We start from the raw sequence: 18,401 nt of genomic DNA on the forward strand, positions 1-18,401 counted from the left end.
GCCCGCATGCCCAGCCGTTTGAAGGACTATCTAATTGCGTTGAGTGCAGGTCTTTACCTGAGCGCCAATGTGTTCGCCATGCCCGGCACTTCACCGGACTATGCCTTGCTCAGCAGGTCGGCAAACGAGCCGGTATCGATCACGTTCGATGAGTCCCAGCGGCACTGGATGCGTGCACGTAGCGAACTGGTTCTGGGCACCTCGGCGCCTGACTACCCGCCGTTTGACATGACGGTCAGTGGCAAGGATTACGAAGGGCTGACAGCCGACTACGCCGGACTCCTTGGCCAGGCCACCGGTCTACCTGTCCGGGTGCAGCGCTTTCCTTCCCGGGATGCGGCGATTCGGGCACTGGTCGATGGCCAGGTCGACCTGCTGGGTACCGCGAACGGGTTCGAAGCGAGCAATGCCAATCTGGCGCTGTCGACCCCCTATGCCATCGACCTGCCGGTGTTGGTCACCCGCGAAGACGAAACCCGCTCACTCACCGAAGGCCTGGCCGGGCTGCGGCTGAGCATGGTCTATCACTATTTGCCGTTACCCGAAGTCAAGGCGCTGTATCCCAAGGCGCTCATTACTTGCTACCCCTCCTACCAGAACGCGATCAACGCCGTCGCGTTTGATCAGGCCGATGTGTTTCTCGGCGATACCCTGTCGACTCATTACATGATCAACAAGGGTTACCTGAACAATGTGCGCATGGCCAATTTCGGCAAGCAGGAAGCCCAGGGGTTCAGCTTCGCCGTGCGCCGCAACAACCCACACTTGCTCGACATCGTCGACACCGTACTCAAGGCAGTGCCTGCCAGCGAACGCGACAATATTGCCAAGCGCTGGAGCGCCGGCAGCGATCTGTTGCTCACTGACCGAAAAATGCAACTGACCCAGCGCGAAGAGGTGTGGCTCAAACAGCATCCGGTGGTCAGCGTGGTCGTGAATGAAGCGTTCGCGCCCCTGACATTCTTTGACAACGACGGCAATTTTCGCGGCATCAGTGCCGACCTGCTCGAACTGATCCGCCTACGCACCGGCCTGCGTTTCGAGATCCGGCGCAGCCGCAATGACGCGGAAATGATCCAGCAGATAGACCGCCATCAAGCCGATCTGATCGCAGCATTGTTGCCAACAGCGGAGCGCGAAAAAACCCTCAACTTCAGTCGTCCCTATCTGGAAAATTCCTACGTTCTGCTGACCCGCAAGAGTGCCGACGGCCCGACCAACCTGGGCCAGCTCAAAGACAAGCAACTGGCGATTGCCCAAGGCAATCCGATGGTCGAATACCTGCGCCGAGAGTACCCGCGCATCCAGTTGATCGAAACCGCGGACACCTTCAGCGCGGTGTCGCTGCTCGCAGAAGGGCATGTCGACGGCGCGGTGAACTCACTGGTGATTGCCAACTACTTCATTTCTTCGCGGATCTTTAATCAAGCGCTGCAGATCACCACCACCATCGGCACCGGCCAGGCGGCATTTTCGCTGGCAACCGCTCGAGACAACACCGAGCTGACGTCGATCATCAACAAAGCATTGTTGAGCATCGCCCCCGATGAGCTGGGCGTGATCAATGGCCGCTGGCGCGGTTATTCCACGGCGTCTCAAAACATCTGGCACAACTACCAGCGCCTGTTTTATCAAGTGATCGTCGGCGCTTGCCTGCTACTGCTGCTGCTTTTGGCCTGGAACGCCTATATGCGTCACCAGATCAAACAACGCCAGGCCGCCGAGCGCGCGCTGAACGACCAGTTCGAATTCATGCGTTCACTGGTCGACGGCACGCCGCATCCGATTTATGTGCGCGACCGCCAAGGTCTGCTGCAAAGCTGCAATGAAAGCTACCTCGAAGCGTTCAATGCCAAACGCGAAGACGTCATCGGCAAAAGCGTCATCGAGGGCACCTTGAGCAACGCCTTCGAGGCTCAGGCTTTTCAGGCCGACTATCAACGCGTCGTCGCCGAAGGCACACCGATGGTCGTCGACCGGCCTTTGCACATCGGTAACCGACGTCTGACGATCTATCACTGGATACTGCCGTACCGTGACTCCAGCGGTGATGTGCAAGGCATCATCGGCGGCTGGATCGACATCAGCGACCGCCGTCAGTTGTTCGAGGAACTGCGCACGGCCAAAGAACAGGCAGATGATGCCAACCGGGCGAAAAGCACGTTTCTGGCGACCATGAGTCACGAAATCCGTACGCCAATGAATGCCGTGATCGGCATGCTCGAACTGACGCTCAAACGCATGGATCAACAACATCCGGATCGCTCATCAATCGACACGGCCTATCATTCGGCCAAGGATCTGCTGGGGTTGATCGGTGACATTCTCGATATCGCGCGGATCGAATCCGGACGCCTGAGTCTTTGCCCGGAACGGGTCAATCTGGTCGACACCGTGACGTCAGTGGCGAGGATCTTCGACGGTCTCGCGCGGCAGAAGAATCTCTCCCTGCAAGTCATCTTCAATCCGCCGGATCTGGCCGTCGATGTGTATCTGGACCCTTTGCGTTTCAAACAGGTGCTGTCGAATCTGGTCAGCAATGCGATCAAATTCACCGAACAAGGCCATGTGCGCATTACCCTCGATCTCATGAACACCGATGCGCCCGCCCGCGCCTTGCTGCAACTGACCGTGCAGGACAGCGGTGTCGGCATCAGTGCGGAGGATCAGCAACGCTTGTTCGAACCGTTTGCCCAGACCGAAAACAGCAGTCAACAAGGCAGAAGCGGTGCCGGCCTGGGGCTGGTGATCAGTCGCAACCTGTGCGAAATGATGGGTGGACAACTGCAATTAAGCAGTCAGCCGGGCATCGGTACCCAGGTCTGCCTCTCACTGGCCCTGGAAACACTGCCGATACAGGTGAATACGATCAAAAGTGAACCTGCGATCAAGACATCCTGCTCTCCCCTGCGTGTGCTGGTGGTGGATGACCACCCGGCCAATCGCTTGCTGATGTGTCAGCAACTGGAGTTTCTCGGCCATCAATTCAGCATTGCCGAGAACGGCTGCAGTGGCCTCGAACTGTGGAAGGCCGGCCATTTCGACCTGGTGATCGTCGACTGCAACATGCCGTTGATGAATGGCTACGAATTGACTCGCGCCATTCGCCAGCATGAACTTCAGACACGCTGCCCACCCTGCACCGTACTGGGCTTCACAGCCAATGCACAGCCGGAGGAAATCCAGCGCTGCAAACAGGCCGGCATGAACGATTGCCTGTTCAAGCCCTTGAGCCTGAGCCTGCTCAGCCAGTGGGTCGATGGCATCACGCCGACGTTTGCACCACCAGCCTTCAACCTGCAGAACATGAACATGCTGACCGGAGGCAACCCTGCTCAAGCTCGCCGCCTGCTGGCCGAGCTGCTCAAAAGCAGCCGCCTCGATCGTCAGGAACTGCTCGCGCTGTCGCCTGAACATGATCGCGGGGCGCTGGCGGTGGTCGCTCACAAGATCAAGGGAGCCGCGCGTATCGCTCAGGCATCACGCGTGATCGAGTGTTGCGATGCCCTTGAGCAGGCCTGCGCCGAGGTCATGTCGACAGACGAGATCGCCCGCTGTTGCGAAGCGAGCAACCGGGCGATGCTCGATCTTGAGCAAGCCTTGCAGCAACAATTGGCGGTGTCGGATCAAAGCACAATGAGCTTGCCTTAACTATGCTTGGCGCTGAGCAGTGAGTTAACCATCATGGAGAGCCAGAAATGCCCAGCCCACTGCGCCCGGAGCAACGCCGGTTTCCGCTGCACGTGCACATCAGCGTCATGTTCACCTTCCTCTTGCTGCTTACCGGGGTCGTGCTGGGACTGTTCAATTACCGCCAGACCACCCAGATCATCCTGTCGAGCAGCGAGAAGCTGTTCGAGCGGATCGAACAGGACATTCGGCTGGACATGTCCGCCACCTATCAGCCGATCCGCCACCTGCTGAGTTTGCTGGCCGAAAACCCCGCCACTCAGGCCGCTCGCCTCGAACAACGCTTGCCCTTGCTCCGACCGTTCAGCCAGTCGCTCGTCGACAACCCGAATCTGGCCTCGCTGTACCTGGGTTATGCCAATGGCGATTTTTTCATGGTGCGGCCGTTGCGCAGCGCCGCTTTGAAGACGCTGCTCAAGGCCCCGGATGCGGCGGCGTACCAGGTCTGGAGTATCGAGCACGACCCGCAGGGCGCGGCGCACTCGCAGTCACTGTTCTTCGATCAGGCACTGACGCCGATCAGCCGTCAGGACAACTCCGATGACCGCTACGATCCGCGTAGCCGCGCGTGGTTCAACGATGCTCGCCAGCAAAACGAACAAATCACCACCGAACCCTACGTGTTTTTTTCCACGCACAACGTCGGCACGACCTTGGCCCGGCGCAGCGGCGAGAACGCCGTGATCGGCGCGGACCTGACGCTGGTCGCCCTGTCGGCTGCGCTGAGCAAACATGTCGTCACAGCCTCCACCGAGATTGCCCTGTTCGATGCCGACGGCAACGCCGTGGCCTATCCCGACAGCGAGCGCCTGATCATCGACGGCAGCACGGCCTCACTGGCCAAAGCGGCGGATCTGAGTCCGGGCTTGCATGCGCTGTTGTCCGGTGCAGCCACGGGTAATCGCCTGGAAGCCGATGGTCGCCAGTGGATCGTCGCCCGCAGCAGTATTCAGGAGGGCGGCCCGAAAGGATTGCAGTTGGCGCTGCTGGTGCCGGAAGATGAATTATTGATTGATGCCTACCGTTTACGCTGGCAAGGCGCGCTGATCACCCTCGCGACCCTGCTGTTGTGCCTGCCGCTGGGTTGGGTGATTTCGCGGATACTGGTCAAGCCGCTGCATGCGCTGGTCAAGGAAGCGGACGCGATCCGCAGTTTCGATTTCAATTTTCCGCTGGCACGTCGCTCGCCAGTGCTTGAAGTCGACCAGTTGAGCGTGTCGATGGCGCGGATGAAGGACACCCTGGCGAGCTTCTTCCGGATCACCGACACCCTCGGCGCCGAAACCCGCTTCGCCCCGCTGCTGCAACGGGTGCTGTTCGAAACGGTGCAGATCGCCCAGGCGCAGGCAGGGCTGATCTATCTGCGGGAAAGTGACAGCAGCCGCATGGAGCCTTACGGACTGGTGATCGATGGTACGTCTCAGGCCTTGGAAGCGTTCGACATTCAGGGCCACGACCTGCAACAGAACAAAGGGCCGGCATGGTTTGAACAATTGGTCGGCGCCAACAACGTGGTCAGCAACTTCGGCGTCGATCAAGCCGGGGATCTGCAGAAGGTTCTGTTGGCGATGCAATCGCCACGCATCCATCTCATCGGCATCCGCCTGCACAATCGCCACGACGAAACCATCGGTCTGCTGATTCTGCTGGTGAACGACAGTGGCACGGCAGCCGATCTGGAGAAACTGCGCCCTGATCGCATCGCGTTCCTCCAGGCTGTCTCCGGCGCGGCGGCGGTGAGCATCGAGAGCCAGCGTCTGCAAGCTCGTCAGAAGCAACTGCTCGACGCCTTTATTCAATTACTCGCCGGCGCCATCGACGCCAAGAGTCCGTATACCGGCGGGCATTGTCAGCGGGTGCCGGAGCTGACACTGATGCTTGCCCAGGCCGCGGCGGCCAGCCAGGCCCCGGCGTTCAGTGCCTACCAACCGAGCGAGGATGAATGGGAAGCCCTGCACATTGCCGCGTGGCTGCACGACTGCGGCAAGGTCACGACGCCGGAATACGTGGTCGACAAGGCCACTAAACTGGAAACCATCAATGACCGTATTCATGAAATCCGCACCCGTTTCGAAGTGCTCAAACGTGACGCCTGGATCAGCTACTGGCAGGCACGGGCCTTGGGCGGCGACGAGGGCGCACTGGCCGAGCTGCGCGACGCCACGCTGACGGCGCTGGACGATGATTTTGCGTTTGTCGCCCGCTGCAATCTGGGCAGTGAAGCGATGGCCGAAGCAGATCTGCAGCGCCTTGATCATCTGGCCGGGCGCACCTGGATGCGCACCCTGGATGACCGGCTGGGTGTGTCATGGGAGGAGAATCGGCGTCAGTCGCGCACGCCGGCACCGAGCTTGCCGGTCAGTGAAACGCTTTTGGCGGACAAGCCCGAGCACCTGCTCGAGCGCGACCCGAACGAGTTGATTCCCGAAGACAACCCGTGGGGCTTCAAGCTGGATGTGCCGCGCTACAAATACAATCGCGGCGAGCTGTACAACCTGAGTATCAGCCGCGGCACCCTGACCCGTGAAGAGCGCTATGTGATCAATCATCACATGGTGCAGACGATCATGATGCTCAGCCATCTGCCCTTCCCCGGCCACCTCGACAGCATTGCCGAGATCGCCGGCGGTCATCATGAAAAAATGGACGGCACCGGTTACCCGAAACGCCTGAAGCGTGAAGACATGAGCCTGCCGGCGCGGATGATGGCGATTGCCGATATCTTCGAAGCGCTGACCGCGGCCGACCGCCCGTACAAGAAAGCCAAAACCTTGGGTGAGGCGTTGGCGATCATGGCGACCATGTGCCGCGAGGAGCACATTGATGCACAGCTGTTTGGTTTGTTCATCAACGAAGGCGTGTACATGCAGTACGCCGTACGCTTTCTCGATCCCGGGCAGATCGACAGCGTCGATCCGGCCAGCCTGTTGCACAAGGCTGGCCTCACCGCATGATCAGCAGTCGGTCAGGCGCAGGAAAATCGCTGCCAGTTGCTCGATACCGGCTTGATCCTGCGCGGTAAAACGCGCCAGTTTCGGGCTGTCGAGGTCGAGAACACCGATCAGGCGACCCTCCTTGACCAACGGCACGACCAGCTCACTGTTCGAAGCGCTGTCGCAGGCGATATGCCCCGGGAAGGCGTGCACATCTTCAACGCGCTGGGTTTGCCGAGTAGCCGCCGCCGCGCCACACACGCCACGGCCGAACGGAATGCGCACGCAGGCGATCTGCCCCTGGAACGGGCCAAGCACCAGTTCCTCATTGCGATTGAGGTAAAAACCCGCCCAGTTCAGGTCATCGAGCTGGTTGAACAGAAACGCCGAAAACTGCGCGGCGTTAGCGATGAAGTCGCGCTCGTCCGCCAGCAGCGATTCCAATTGTGCGGTCAACATGCCATAGCCTTCGAGGCCCTGGCCGCTTTGTTGCAAATCAATCATGCCTTGTGCTCCAACAATTTCAGTCCCACCCAGTAACGGGCGAATTGGTACGCGCAACGTCCGTTGCGATTACCGCGGCCGGTGGCCCAACGCACGGCAAGGATGTCCAGTTCTTCGTCGCGCTGCCAGCTCAGGCCGGCCTTGGCGGCCAATTGGCCAATCCAGTGTTCAACGACATTGAGGAAGTGTTCTTGGGTAAACGGATAGAACGACAGCCACAGACCGAAACGGTCCGACAGCGCGATCTTGTCTTCAACGGCTTCGCTGGGGTGCAGTTCGCCGTCGACGCGTTTCCAGTTTTCGTTGTCGCTTTCCTTCTCCGGCACCAGGTGACGACGATTGGAAGTGGCGTACAGCAAAACGTTGTCCGGGGCCTGCTCAAGCGAGCCGTCGAGCACGCTTTTGAGCACGCGATAATCGCCTTCACCGGATTCGAACGACAAGTCATCGCAAAACAGCACGAAACGCTGCGGCAGTTTGCCGATCTGCTCGACCACCCGCGGCAGATCCGCCAGATGGTCACGCTCGATCTCGATCAGGCGCAGGCCTGCGCCGGCGTGTTCCGCCAGCAACGCGCGCACCAGCGACGACTTGCCGGTACCACGCGAGCCCCAGAGCAATGCATGGTTGGCCGGCATGCCATCGAGAAATTGCTGGGTGTTGCGCCCCAGTTGTTCGAGCTGACGGTCAACACCGATCAGGTCGGACAGGCGCATGTCGAGGCTGACTTCCAGCGGCAACAAGTAACCGCTGCGCCCGTCGCGCTGCCAGCGTGCAGCCAGACAAGTGTTCCAGTCGATCACCGGCCGTGGTGCCGGCAACAGCGGTTCGATCCGCGCCAGAACCGACTCGGCACGTTCAAGAAAAGCATTCAATCGGGAATCCACGTCTTCTCCTCGGGCACGTTCACAGTGATGATGGCGATTGCTGCGACGACACACAGATAAAATTCAGCCTACCAAGCCTTGTTACAAGGCGATTCGGGAACCTCGGTATCCATACATGATCGACTATGCTTGAGCAGCGAAGGGAAACGGAAGTGGTTCAACACCCCATGGATATCAAATTCACCCACCGGCTGTCTTACAAGCAAGCCAGGCTTACTGTGCTGGTCGGGTTCATTCTGGGCACGCTGCTCAGCCTGCTGCAAATCGGCATCGATTATGCCAGCGAAGACGCCTCCATCAACCGTGAAATCCTGTCTTTGCTGGAAATCAGCCATAACCCGGCCTCACGGATTGCCTACAACATCGACGCCGAACTGGCGCAGGAACTGACCCTGGGCCTGTTGCGCTCACCGGCGATCATTTCGGCGCAACTGATCGACAACAACAATACGGTGCTGGCCAGCGTCAAACGCCCGGAACTGCAAAGCGGCTATCGCGTGATCAGCGACTTCCTGTTTGGCGCCAAGCGGCAGTTCGAGGATCGTCTGTATCTGGATCATCTGCCCAATGAATCGCTGGGAGTGTTGAGCCTTGAAGTCGACACCTATGCCTTTGGCAGCCGTTTCCTGCGCCGGGCCGAGGTCACCCTGCTCAATGGGTTCGCCCGCAGCCTGATTCTCACCGGCCTCCTGTTGGCGCTCTTCTACGTGATGCTGACCAAACCGTTGGTGCGGGTGATCCGCGAACTCAGCGGGCGCGACCCGCGCAGCGCCGAGCCGACCACACTGGAGTGCCCTTCCGGCCATGGTAACGATGAAATCGGCGTGCTGGTCAAAGTCGCCAATCAGCAATTCGAGAACATTGCCACCGAGATCCAGCAGCGGCGCAACGCCGAAAACCGCCTGACCGACTACCTCGGGCAACTGGAAAACATCGTCTCGGCGCGCACCGCCGAACTCAAGGCAATCAACGCGCGGCTCAGCCAGTCCAATCAGGAACTCGAAGTCGCCCGCAGCACCGCTCTGGAAATGGCCGAGGCGCGCTCGGCGTTCCTCGCCAACATGAGCCATGAGATCCGCACGCCGCTCAACGGCCTGCTGGGGATGATCGCGCTGTCGCTCGACGGTCCGTTGAATGCCGAACAGCAGCAACAACTGTCGATCGCTCACGATTCGGGCAAGGTGCTGGTCGAGTTGCTCAACGATATTCTCGACCTGTCGAAATTCGATGCCGGGCAACTGGAGCTCGAGCACATCCCGTTCGACCTCGGTTCATTGATCGAAGACACCGCCAACCTGCTGTCGCAGAATGCCGCGCCGAGCGTCGAGCTGACCTGCCTGATCGACCCGCACTTCCCGGCACTGGTACTGGGCGATCCGACCCGCGTCCGGCAGATCGTCAGCAATCTGCTGTCCAACGCACTGAAATTCACCCGCTTCGGCCGGGTAGATGTGCGCTTGTCGACCTACCAGGATGGCGTGCGCATCGAAGTCTGCGATACGGGCATCGGTATCGCCCAGGACGCGCAGTTGAAAATCTTCCAGCCGTTCACTCAAGCGGGCGCCGGCATCACTCGACAGTACGGCGGCACCGGACTGGGACTGGCGCTGACCTACAACCTCTGCGAAGCGATGCAGGGACGCCTGACCATCAGTTCCGAGACCGGGTTTGGCAGTCAGTTCTGCGCCGAGCTACCTTTGCCCTGCCATACCCGCGCGCTGGCACCTGCGCCGCTGCACGGGAAAATCCTCGCCATCACCGCCGCCAGCAGTGGCTTGGCGGAACTGCTGCAAAGCCTGCTGCCGGTGTGGGGACTGACATACGAGCAGCGCACCATCGATGACTCACTGCTGGGCCTGACGCCAGACGTGGTGATCACCGATTGTCCGGAGTGTCTGTTCGGCTTGCGCCCAACGCTCGTTGCGCCAATTTTGCTGGTGACCGCCTACGGAAGCTTTCTGCCGAGCGAAGAAGCGGCCGCGCTCGCCCCTCTGCAACAACAGGCACGGCCGTTGGCGCGCAACGCGCTCTATCAGAACCTGCGACGGACACTGCAACCGGAAATCGTCGCCATCAATGATGCGCAACTTGAAACATCCCCGACCCTAAGGCGCGGGCGGGTGCTGCTGGTCGAGGACAATCCGGTCAATCAACTGGTAGCCAAAGGCATGCTCGGCAAACTGGGCTGTGAGGTCATCGTCGCCGCCCATGGTGCCGAAGCGCTGGATCAGTTGGAGTATCACGAATTCGATCTGGTACTGATGGACTGCAACATGCCGGTGATGGACGGCTACGAAGCCAGCCGGCAGATTCGTCAGAGTGGGCGCTGGCCGAGCCTGCCCATCGTCGCTCTGACCGCCAACGCCATGTCCGAGGAACGCGAACGCTGCCGTGCGGCCGGCATGAGCGACTATCTGGCCAAGCCGTTCCGCCGTGAAGAACTCGCGGCATTGCTTGATCAGTGGATCCCGACTACGACAGCACTTTGATCTGCCCCAGCAAGTGATCGAGACCGTTGCGCAGGTCATTGAGGCGGTCCAGATCCACCCCGCTGTCACACAGCAGTCGGGCCTTGAGCGGTCCGACCTGCTCGCGCAAGGCTTGGCCAGCCGGTGTCAGGCTCAGGTGCACTTCCCGTTCGTCACGCGTCGAACGCTGGCGCTGCAACCACTGCAATTGCTCCAGACGCTTGAGCAACGGCGTCAGCGTGCCCGAGTCCAGCGCCAGCCGTTCGCCCAAGGCCTTGACGGTCGGTTGCTCCGGCGCGGCGTCCTGCCATTCCCACAGCACCAGCATCGCCAGGTACTGCGGGTAGGTCAGACCGAGCTGATCCAGCATCGGCTTGTAGGCACGAATCACCGCCCGGGAGGCGGCGTACAGCTTGAAGCACAACTGGTTGTCGAGCTTCAACGAATCGACCGGCAGGCTGTTCATTTGAGCAGAGCTTCGATCTCGCGGCTCAGGTCCTGCGGCTTGGTCGCCGGGGCGAAGCGCTTGACCAATTGGCCGTCCTTGCCGATGAGGAATTTGGTGAAGTTCCACTTGATGCCTTGAGAACCGAGTACACCCGGTGCACGTTTCTTCAACTGTACGAACAGTGGGTGAGCGCCGGCGCCGTTGACTTCGACTTTCTTGAACAGCGGGAAGCTGACACCGAAATTCAGCTCGCAGAATTCGCTGATCGCCCCTTCGTTGCCCGGCTCCTGTTTGCCAAACTGATTGCACGGAAAGCCCAAGACCACCAAGCCCTGATCCTTGTAGGTCTGCCACAGTTCCTCAAGGCCTTTGTATTGCGGGGTGAAACCGCACTTGCTCGCGGTGTTGACCACCAGAACCGCTTTGCCAGCGAAATCGGCCAGGGTCTTTTGCTCGCCTTTGATCGTGGTGCAGGGGATGTTCAGCAGGTTGTCGCTCATGGGACGGGCTCCGCAGAAAAGTCGGGAAAGGCCAAACATAGCGAGCAATTAAATTGCGTGCAATTTAATTATCGAATAACAAGGCGACCCTAAGGTCGCCCTTGATCGCTTATGCCCGCGGTTCGAGGTTCAGGCAAACCGAATTGATGCAATAACGCAGGCCTGTCGGCGGCGGGCCGTCGGGGAAGACGTGGCCCAGATGCGCATCGCAGCGGGCGCACTTCACTTCCGTGCGGATCATGCCGTGAGTGGTATCACGGATTTCGGTCATCGCGCTTTCGCCAATAGGCGCGTAGAAGCTCGGCCAGCCGCAGCCGGAATCGAATTTGGTATTGGAATCGAACAGCGGCTCATTGCAGCAGACACAGTGATAAACGCCGTCGGTTTTGGTCGCGTTGTATTTGCCGGAGAACGGTCGCTCGGTGGCACTGAGGCGGCAAACCTCGTACTGCTGCGGATCGAGCATGGCTTTCCATTCTTCCAGGGTTTTTTCCAACTTTTCCATCATCACACCTCAGCGGCTGAAAAAGCCCGATCTGTACCTTTTCCACGGATCGGGCGGCACGTATGATTGCGCCTCGTCACGCACCAGTCTGGCAGCCAGACCGGGCGCATTCAAACGGATTATGGGAGCCACGGCTCAAGACGTCCGCCTGTGTGAAAACACAGGAATCCCAGCACGGTTGTCCATTCGCCGCCTGGATCGTTCATTTTCGGGATCACATCGCCATGCAGTTCAGCAAATCGAACAAGCTCGCCAACGTCTGCTACGACATTCGCGGCCCGGTGCTCAAGCACGCCAAACGACTGGAAGAGGAAGGCCAGCGCATCCTCAAGCTGAACATCGGCAACCCGGCGCCGTTTGGTTTCGAAGCGCCGGACGAAATTCTTCAGGATGTGATCCGCAACCTGCCGACCGCGCAAGGCTACAGCGACTCCAAAGGCCTGTTCAGCGCGCGCAAAGCGGTGATGCAGTACTACCAGCAAAAGAATGTCGAAGGTGTCGGCATCGAAGACATCTACCTGGGCAACGGCGTTTCCGAGCTGATCGTGATGTCGCTGCAGGCGCTGCTCAACAACGGCGACGAAGTACTGGTGCCCGCCCCGGACTATCCGCTGTGGACCGCCGCCGTCAGCCTCGCTGGAGGTAACGCCGTGCATTACCTGTGCGACGAAGGCGCCGACTGGTTCCCGGATCTGGCCGACATCAAGGCCAAGATCACCCCGAACACCAAAGCCATGGTGATCATCAACCCGAACAACCCGACCGGCGCGGTGTATTCGAAGGAAGTGTTGCTGGGCATGCTCGAAATCGCCCGTGCGCACAACCTGGTGGTGTTCTCCGACGAGATCTACGACAAGATTCTGTACGACGATGCCGTGCACATCTGCACCGCATCGCTTGCTCCGGACTTGCTCTGCCTGACCTTTAACGGCCTGTCGAAGTCCTACCGTGTGGCGGGTTTCCGCTCCGGCTGGATCGCCATCTCCGGGCCGAAGCACAACGCGCAGAGCTACATCGAAGGCATCGACATGCTGGCCAACATGCGCCTGTGCGCCAACGTGCCGAGCCAGCACGCGATCCAGACCGCATTGGGTGGCTATCAGAGCATCAACGACCTGGTGCTGCCGCAGGGTCGCCTGCTGGAACAGCGCAACCGCACCTGGGAATTGCTCAACGACATTCCGGGCGTAAGCTGCGTCAAGCCGATGGGCGCACTGTATGCGTTCCCGAAAATCGACCCAAAGGTCTGCCCAATCCACAACGACGAGAAATTCGTTCTCGACCTGCTGCTCTCCGAGAAGCTGCTGGTGGTGCAAGGCACGGCGTTCAACTGGCCATGGCCTGACCACTTCCGCGTGGTCACCCTGCCCCGCGTCGACGATCTGGAAATGGCCATCGGCCGTATCGGCAACTTCCTCAAGTCCTACCGCCAGTAAGTGGCCAGCAGTGCGCAACGGTCATACGTTGCGCACTGTCTGATTCAGCAACACTTCTGCATTCCGCGTCCGCGCACGCCTTCTACACTTGCGATTCATACCGCTTACCTGCGTCCGGCGTAATGACGACGGGTCGCGGCAGGCTGTCATCCCGATCGTTTTCTGTCGTGGGAAATGTGCCGAGCACCGAAGAATCCGCTGTAGGACACAGTTTGAAATAGTCACTCAGTTGAATAGCCCGGTGCGGCACCTTATATACCCCGCAGTACGCTACATCTTTAGCTTGAGGAGATTTCTACAACCATGATGCGCATCCTGCTGTTTTTGGCCACTAACCTGGCGGTCGTGCTGATAGCCAGCATCACCCTGAGCCTGTTCGGCTTCAACGGGTTCATGGCGGCCAACGGGGTTGATCTCGACCTTAGTCAGCTGCTGGTTTTCTGTGCAGTCTTTGGTTTCGCCGGCTCGCTGTTCTCGCTGTTCATCTCCAAGTGGATGGCGAAAATGAGCACCGGCACCCAGATCATCAGCCAGCCACGCACCCGGCATGAGCAATGGCTGCTGCAAACCGTCGAGCAACTGTCCCGCGAAGCCGGGATCAAGATGCCCGAAGTCGGTATTTTCCCGGCCTACGAAGCAAACGCCTTCGCCACCGGCTGGAACAAGAACGACGCGCTGGTCGCGGTCAGCCAGGGCTTGCTCGAGCGCTTCTCGCCCGATGAAGTGAAAGCCGTACTGGCCCACGAAATCGGTCACGTGGCCAACGGCGACATGGTCACCCTGGCGCTGATTCAAGGCGTGGTGAACACCTTCGTGATGTTCTTTGCGCGGATCATTGGCAACTTCGTCGACAAGGTGATTTTCAAGAACGAAGAAGGCCAGGGCATCGCTTACTACGTGGCGACCATCTTCGCCGAACTGGTACTGGGCATTCTCGCCAGTGCAATCGTCATGTGGTTCTCGCGCAAGCGCGAATTCCGTGCCGACGAAGCCGGCGCCCGTCTGGCCGGCACCACCGCAATGATCGGCGCACTGCAACGCCTGCGCGCCGAACAGGGCCTGCCGGTGCACATGCCGGACACCCTGAACGCCTTTGGCATCAACGGTGGCATCAAACAGGGCTTCGCCCGCATGTTCATGAGCCACCCGCCGCTGGAAGAGCGTATCGACGCGTTGCGTCGTCGCGGTTGATCAGATTGGCGTAAAAACAAGAGGCCCGCAGTGATGCGGGCCTTTTTTGTTCCTGCCAATAATGGATTGTTGCTGATGGCCTCTTCGCGAGCAGGCTCGCTCCCACACGAGCCCTGCGAACACCCATCCAATGTGGGAGCGAGCCTGCTCGCGAAGAGGCCGGTGAAGGCGACAAAACTATCGGGAAGAAACGCGGTAAACCCGCTCCTCCAGCCGCGTCACTCCAGCCTGAAGGAACTTACCGCTCTCCCCCAGCACATCCTGCTCTTCCAACACCTGCACCTGCCAAGCACCACTCAGCAACCGTTTGACCTCATCATCCCCCACCGCAAACGGCGGCCCCGGCATCTGCGCCTGATCGTAGTCCAGCGTAATCAACAGCCCTTGCACACCCAACGGCAGAATCCGCTGAAGATGCGCCGCATAACGCTCACGCATCGGCGCTGGCAAGGCAATCAGCGCGGCGCGGTCGTACAACGCCGTGCAATCGGCCACATCGCCCGCCGTCAGCGCAAAAAAATCCCCGCACCACAACTCGATGGCATCGCTGCGATAGACCTTGAACGCGCCCTTCTCACTGATCTGTGGCTGTATCTGATGCTCACTGAAAAAGTCTTCAATAGCCTTTTCCGACAGCTCAATCCCGAGCACCTGATGACCGTGCCCTGCCAGCCACGCCAGATCCAGACTTTTCCCACACAAAGGCACGAGCACTCGCGCCGGTGCCGGGGCCGCCCAGTGCCGCTGCAGATACGGGTTCACCTCGGGCAGATGGAACCCGATCTGCCCCGAAGCCCACTTCTTGTGCCAAAACTCAGGTTGCATGCATCACTCCAAATAATTCGATCAAAAAGCGTTAAAACTTATATTAGATTTAGATCAATGATCTGAATGAAGATGAGGCCATCTTAACGCTCAGGAACCCATCATGTTTCCCAGCCTGTTTATTTCCCACGGTTCACCCATGCTGGCGCTGGAGCCCGGCGCCAGTGGCCCGGCGCTGGCGCGTCTGGCCGCCGAATTACCGAAGCCCAAAGCCATCGTCATCGTCTCCGCCCATTGGGAAAGCCACGAACTGCTGGTCAGCAGTAATGCGCAACCGGAAACCTGGCACGACTTCGGCGGCTTTCCCCGCGCGCTGTTTGAAGTGCAGTACCCGGCGCCGGGCAATCCGCAGTTGGCCGCTGAGGTGGCCGATCTGTTGAATGCCAACAACCTGCCCGCTCGCCTCGACCCGCAACGCCCGTTCGATCATGGCGTCTGGGTACCGCTGTCGTTGATGTACCCGCAAGCGGATATCCCGGTGGTGCAAATTTCTCTGCCGAGTCGTGGCGGCCCGGCGTTGCAAACCCGGGTCGGCCGAGCGCTGGCGAGTCTGCGTGACCAGGGAATTTTGCTGATCGGTTCCGGAAGCATCACCCACAACCTGCGTGAACTCGACTGGCACGCCGGCCCGGAAAGTGTCGAGCCATGGGCGCGGGATTTTCGTGACTGGGTGATTGAGAAGTTGGCGGCCGACGATGAGGCGGCGTTGCATGATTATCGCCAGCAGGCGCCGCATGCGGTGCGCAGTCATCCGAGTGATGAGCATTTGTTGCCGCTGTATTTCGCGCGGGGTGCGGGCGGTGCGTTTAGCGTTGCGCACAAAGGATTCACGATGGGTGCGTTGGGCATGGATATTTATCGTTTCGGTTGACGCCTTCGCGAGCAGGCTCGCTCCCACAAAGGCAAAAAGCAGGCAAAAAAAATCCCCGAACCAGTCGGGGATTTTTTATGTTCGATCAATCAGCCCAAGGACGGATCAATCTTCGCGGTAGCGACGCAGTTTCAGCTGCTTACCGGCAACGCGAGTGTCCTTCAGTTTGGTCAGGAGCTTGTCCAGACCATCTTCCGGCAGCTCGACGAGGCTGAAGCTGTCACGCACCTGGATGCGACCGATCGCTTCACGGGCCAGACCGCCTTCGTTGAGGATGGCGCCCAGCAGGTTTTTCGCAGCGATACCATCACGCGCGCCCAGCGCGGTACGGCAACGAGCACGGCCTTCGCCCAAAGGCATTGGTGCGCGACGCTCGCGGTCACCACGATCAGGACGATCACCGGTGCGCTCAGGACGATCGCCACGCGGTGCGTTGTTCGGCACCAGTGGACGCTCCTTCTCGATCGCAGCCAGGTTCAGCGCTTGACCGTTGGTGGCTTTGCGCAGCAGCGCAGCAGCCAGGGCACGCGGGGTGCAGCCGATGTCTGCAGTCAGACGATCGAGCAGCTCACCGTGAGTCGACTCGGCATCAGCAACCAGCGGCGACAGGCTGTTGGTCAGTTTCTTGATGCGTGCATCGAGAACAGCTTGAGCGTCCGGCAGGCGTACTTCGGCAACTTTTTGACCGGTTACACGCTCGATCACTTGCAGCATGCGGCGCTCACGTGGAGTCACCAGCAGCAGTGCACGACCTTCGCGACCAGCACGGCCAGTACGGCCGATACGGTGAACGTAGGACTCTGGGTCGTACGGCATGTCAACGTTGAACACGTGAGTGATGCGCGGAACGTCCAGACCACGGGCAGCAACGTCGGTCGCAACAACGATGTCCAGACGGCCATCTTTCAGCGAGTCGATGACGCGCTCACGCTGGTTCTGGGCGATGTCACCGTTCAGCGCTGCGGCTTTGTAGCCTTTGGCGTCGAGGGCGCTGGCCAGATCCAGGGTCGCTTGCTTGGTGCGCACGAACATGATCAGAGCGTCGAAATCTTCCACTTCCAGCAAGCTGAGAACGGCCGAAGTCTTCTGATCAGCGTGAACCAACAGGTGAGCCTGTTCGATCGCGGTAACGGTCTGGGTCTTGGTCTGGATCTTCACGTGTTGCGGATCGCGCAGGTGGCGTTCGGCAATGGCGCGGATCGACTGCGGCAGGGTAGCCGAGAACAAAACGGTCTGACGGGTCGCTGGCAGAGCCTTGAAGATGACTTCCAGGTCATCCATGAAGCCCAGTTTCAACATTTCGTCAGCTTCGTCGAGAACCAGGTGGTTCACGGTCGACAGAACTTTTTCGTCACGACGCAGGTGGTCGCACAGACGGCCCGGAGTGGCGACAACGATCTGTGCGCCATTACGGATTGCTTTCAGTTGCGGGCCCATAGGCGCGCCGCCGTAAACAGCCACAACGGTAACGCCCGGCATTTGCTTGGCGTAGGTTTCGAAAGCGGTTGCTACTTGCAGCGCCAACTCACGAGTTGGCGCCAGGATCAGGGCTTGCGGTTCGCGCTTGGCAGGATCGATGCGGTGCAGGATAGGCAGTGCGAACGCGGCTGTTTTACCGGTACCGGTTTGCGCCTGGCCAATCATGTCCTGGCCGGCCATGATGATCGGGATCGATTGCTGCTGAATCGCCGAAGGCTCTTCGTAGCCAGTCGCTGCGACGGCTGCAAGAATATTCGGGTTAAGATTAAAAGCGGCGAATCCGCCGGTTTCCTGGGTCATGGGTCTGCCTCTAAGTGCATCCGCAAAGACCCATGCTCCAAAGCTGCGCATGCCGTGTTGAGACTCAAGAGTCGCCCTGGCAGCTTTGTCGGCGGGGATTTGCGAAAACGAATGAATGAAAAAAAGAATCGTCCGGGAAGAGCCCGCAATGCGGACGTGCAGCCGAAGCTGACTTCGGGAAATTGCGCTACCTAAACGCGGCCCGGTTAAAGGCCGGCGCGCACTATACCGGATTTTGCCCAAAAAGGGAGCTTTTTTTATCGTCAAAATACCTGTGTCACCGCTGTGTAACGGGGTTTTGCGGATAATCGCGCCAAGGTCTATTTTTCAAAGGCCCGGCCCTGCGGGCGATGACGCTTAAACG

Annotated in this window: 13 protein-coding genes; 6 read left to right on the plus strand and 7 right to left on the minus strand. The window is 59.6% G+C overall.

Annotated elements, in window-relative coordinates; genetic code table 11:
• Window positions 1-6 precede the first annotated feature (6 nt).
• The gene (locus PspR84_RS20255; RefSeq protein WP_160058896.1) at window positions 7-3,651 is read left to right on the plus strand and encodes a transporter substrate-binding domain-containing protein; all 3,645 of its coding nucleotides are present in this window, start codon (window positions 7-9) and stop codon (window positions 3,649-3,651) included.
• Between the two features lie 47 nt (window positions 3,652-3,698).
• Window positions 3,699-6,644, plus strand: a complete 2,946-nt coding sequence (locus PspR84_RS20260; RefSeq protein ID WP_160058897.1) for an HD domain-containing phosphohydrolase — start codon at window positions 3,699-3,701, stop codon at window positions 6,642-6,644.
• On the opposite strand, the gene PspR84_RS20265 is transcribed toward PspR84_RS20260, so the two are convergent.
• The gene (locus tag PspR84_RS20265) at window positions 6,645-7,127 is read right to left on the minus strand and encodes a GAF domain-containing protein (RefSeq protein ID WP_160058898.1); all 483 of its coding nucleotides are present in this window, start codon (window positions 7,125-7,127) and stop codon (window positions 6,645-6,647) included. It lies immediately after the preceding gene.
• Complete coding sequence (locus PspR84_RS20270; protein ID WP_160058899.1) at window positions 7,124-8,014, minus strand: ATP-binding protein; 891 nt, start codon at window positions 8,012-8,014, stop codon at window positions 7,124-7,126. The genes PspR84_RS20265 and PspR84_RS20270 overlap by 4 nt, the downstream gene beginning before the upstream one ends.
• Window positions 8,015-8,181: 167 nt before the next feature.
• On the opposite strand from PspR84_RS20270, the gene PspR84_RS20275 reads away from it, so the two are divergent.
• On the plus strand, window positions 8,182-10,503 hold the full coding sequence (locus PspR84_RS20275) for a response regulator (protein ID WP_160058900.1): 2,322 nt from the start codon (window positions 8,182-8,184) through the stop codon (window positions 10,501-10,503).
• On the opposite strand, the gene PspR84_RS20280 is transcribed toward PspR84_RS20275, so the two are convergent.
• The 3 genes from PspR84_RS20280 to msrB all read right to left on the minus strand — a co-directional run bounded on the left by PspR84_RS20280 (window position 10,487) and on the right by msrB (window position 11,935).
• On the minus strand, window positions 10,487-10,948 hold the full coding sequence (locus PspR84_RS20280; RefSeq protein ID WP_160058901.1) for a MarR family transcriptional regulator: 462 nt from the start codon (window positions 10,946-10,948) through the stop codon (window positions 10,487-10,489). The genes PspR84_RS20275 and PspR84_RS20280 overlap by 17 nt on opposite strands.
• The gene (locus tag PspR84_RS20285; protein ID WP_093099714.1) at window positions 10,945-11,430 is read right to left on the minus strand and encodes a glutathione peroxidase; all 486 of its coding nucleotides are present in this window, start codon (window positions 11,428-11,430) and stop codon (window positions 10,945-10,947) included. Before PspR84_RS20285 ends, PspR84_RS20280 begins: the two co-directional genes overlap by 4 nt.
• 109 nt (window positions 11,431-11,539) lie before the next feature.
• A complete protein-coding gene (gene msrB / locus PspR84_RS20290) occupies window positions 11,540-11,935 on the minus strand; it encodes a peptide-methionine (R)-S-oxide reductase MsrB (RefSeq protein ID WP_160058902.1) in 396 nt (131 codons plus the stop codon).
• Between the two features lie 224 nt (window positions 11,936-12,159).
• Here msrB and PspR84_RS20295 point away from each other — a divergent pair, with 224 nt between their 5' ends.
• On the plus strand, window positions 12,160-13,371 hold the full coding sequence (locus tag PspR84_RS20295; protein WP_007908620.1) for a pyridoxal phosphate-dependent aminotransferase: 1,212 nt from the start codon (window positions 12,160-12,162) through the stop codon (window positions 13,369-13,371).
• Between the two features lie 303 nt (window positions 13,372-13,674).
• Entirely contained in the window at window positions 13,675-14,562 is an 888-nt protein-coding gene (htpX, locus tag PspR84_RS20300; RefSeq protein ID WP_160058903.1) for a protease HtpX, read from the plus strand.
• Window positions 14,563-14,739: 177 nt separating this feature from the next.
• Here htpX and PspR84_RS20305 read toward each other — a convergent pair whose 3' ends face one another.
• Window positions 14,740-15,387, minus strand: a complete 648-nt coding sequence (locus PspR84_RS20305) for a thiopurine S-methyltransferase (RefSeq protein ID WP_160058904.1) — start codon at window positions 15,385-15,387, stop codon at window positions 14,740-14,742.
• Window positions 15,388-15,490: 103 nt separating this feature from the next.
• Here PspR84_RS20305 and PspR84_RS20310 point away from each other — a divergent pair, with 103 nt between their 5' ends.
• Window positions 15,491-16,258 (plus strand): class III extradiol ring-cleavage dioxygenase, encoded by a 768-nt coding sequence (locus tag PspR84_RS20310; protein ID WP_160058905.1) that lies wholly within the window; start codon window positions 15,491-15,493, stop codon window positions 16,256-16,258.
• Window positions 16,259-16,363: 105 nt separating this feature from the next.
• On the opposite strand, the gene PspR84_RS20315 is transcribed toward PspR84_RS20310, so the two are convergent.
• A complete protein-coding gene (locus tag PspR84_RS20315) occupies window positions 16,364-18,037 on the minus strand; it encodes a DEAD/DEAH box helicase (RefSeq protein WP_008088238.1) in 1,674 nt (557 codons plus the stop codon).
• Window positions 18,038-18,401: the final 364 nt, after the last annotated feature.

The organism is Pseudomonas sp. R84 (assembly GCF_009834515.1).
In the GTDB taxonomy this organism is placed as follows: Bacteria; Pseudomonadota; Gammaproteobacteria; order Pseudomonadales; family Pseudomonadaceae; genus Aquipseudomonas.

Coding starts and splice junctions, on each gene's coding strand:
- PspR84_RS20255 (WP_160058896.1), top strand. CDS start 7: ATGCCCAGCCGTTTGAAGGACTATCTAATTGCGTTGAGTGCAGGTCTT.
- PspR84_RS20305 (WP_160058904.1), bottom strand. CDS start 15,387: ATGCAACCTGAGTTTTGGCACAAGAAGTGGGCTTCGGGGCAGATCGGG.
- PspR84_RS20285 (WP_093099714.1), bottom strand. CDS start 11,430: ATGAGCGACAACCTGCTGAACATCCCCTGCACCACGATCAAAGGCGAG.
- PspR84_RS20310 (WP_160058905.1), top strand. CDS start 15,491: ATGTTTCCCAGCCTGTTTATTTCCCACGGTTCACCCATGCTGGCGCTG.
- msrB (WP_160058902.1), bottom strand. CDS start 11,935: ATGGAAAAGTTGGAAAAAACCCTGGAAGAATGGAAAGCCATGCTCGAT.
- PspR84_RS20275 (WP_160058900.1), top strand. CDS start 8,182: ATGGATATCAAATTCACCCACCGGCTGTCTTACAAGCAAGCCAGGCTT.
- PspR84_RS20265 (WP_160058898.1), bottom strand. CDS start 7,127: ATGATTGATTTGCAACAAAGCGGCCAGGGCCTCGAAGGCTATGGCATG.
- PspR84_RS20315 (WP_008088238.1), bottom strand. CDS start 18,037: ATGACCCAGGAAACCGGCGGATTCGCCGCTTTTAATCTTAACCCGAAT.
- htpX (WP_160058903.1), top strand. CDS start 13,675: ATGATGCGCATCCTGCTGTTTTTGGCCACTAACCTGGCGGTCGTGCTG.
- PspR84_RS20295 (WP_007908620.1), top strand. CDS start 12,160: ATGCAGTTCAGCAAATCGAACAAGCTCGCCAACGTCTGCTACGACATT.
- PspR84_RS20260 (WP_160058897.1), top strand. CDS start 3,699: ATGCCCAGCCCACTGCGCCCGGAGCAACGCCGGTTTCCGCTGCACGTG.
- PspR84_RS20280 (WP_160058901.1), bottom strand. CDS start 10,948: ATGAACAGCCTGCCGGTCGATTCGTTGAAGCTCGACAACCAGTTGTGC.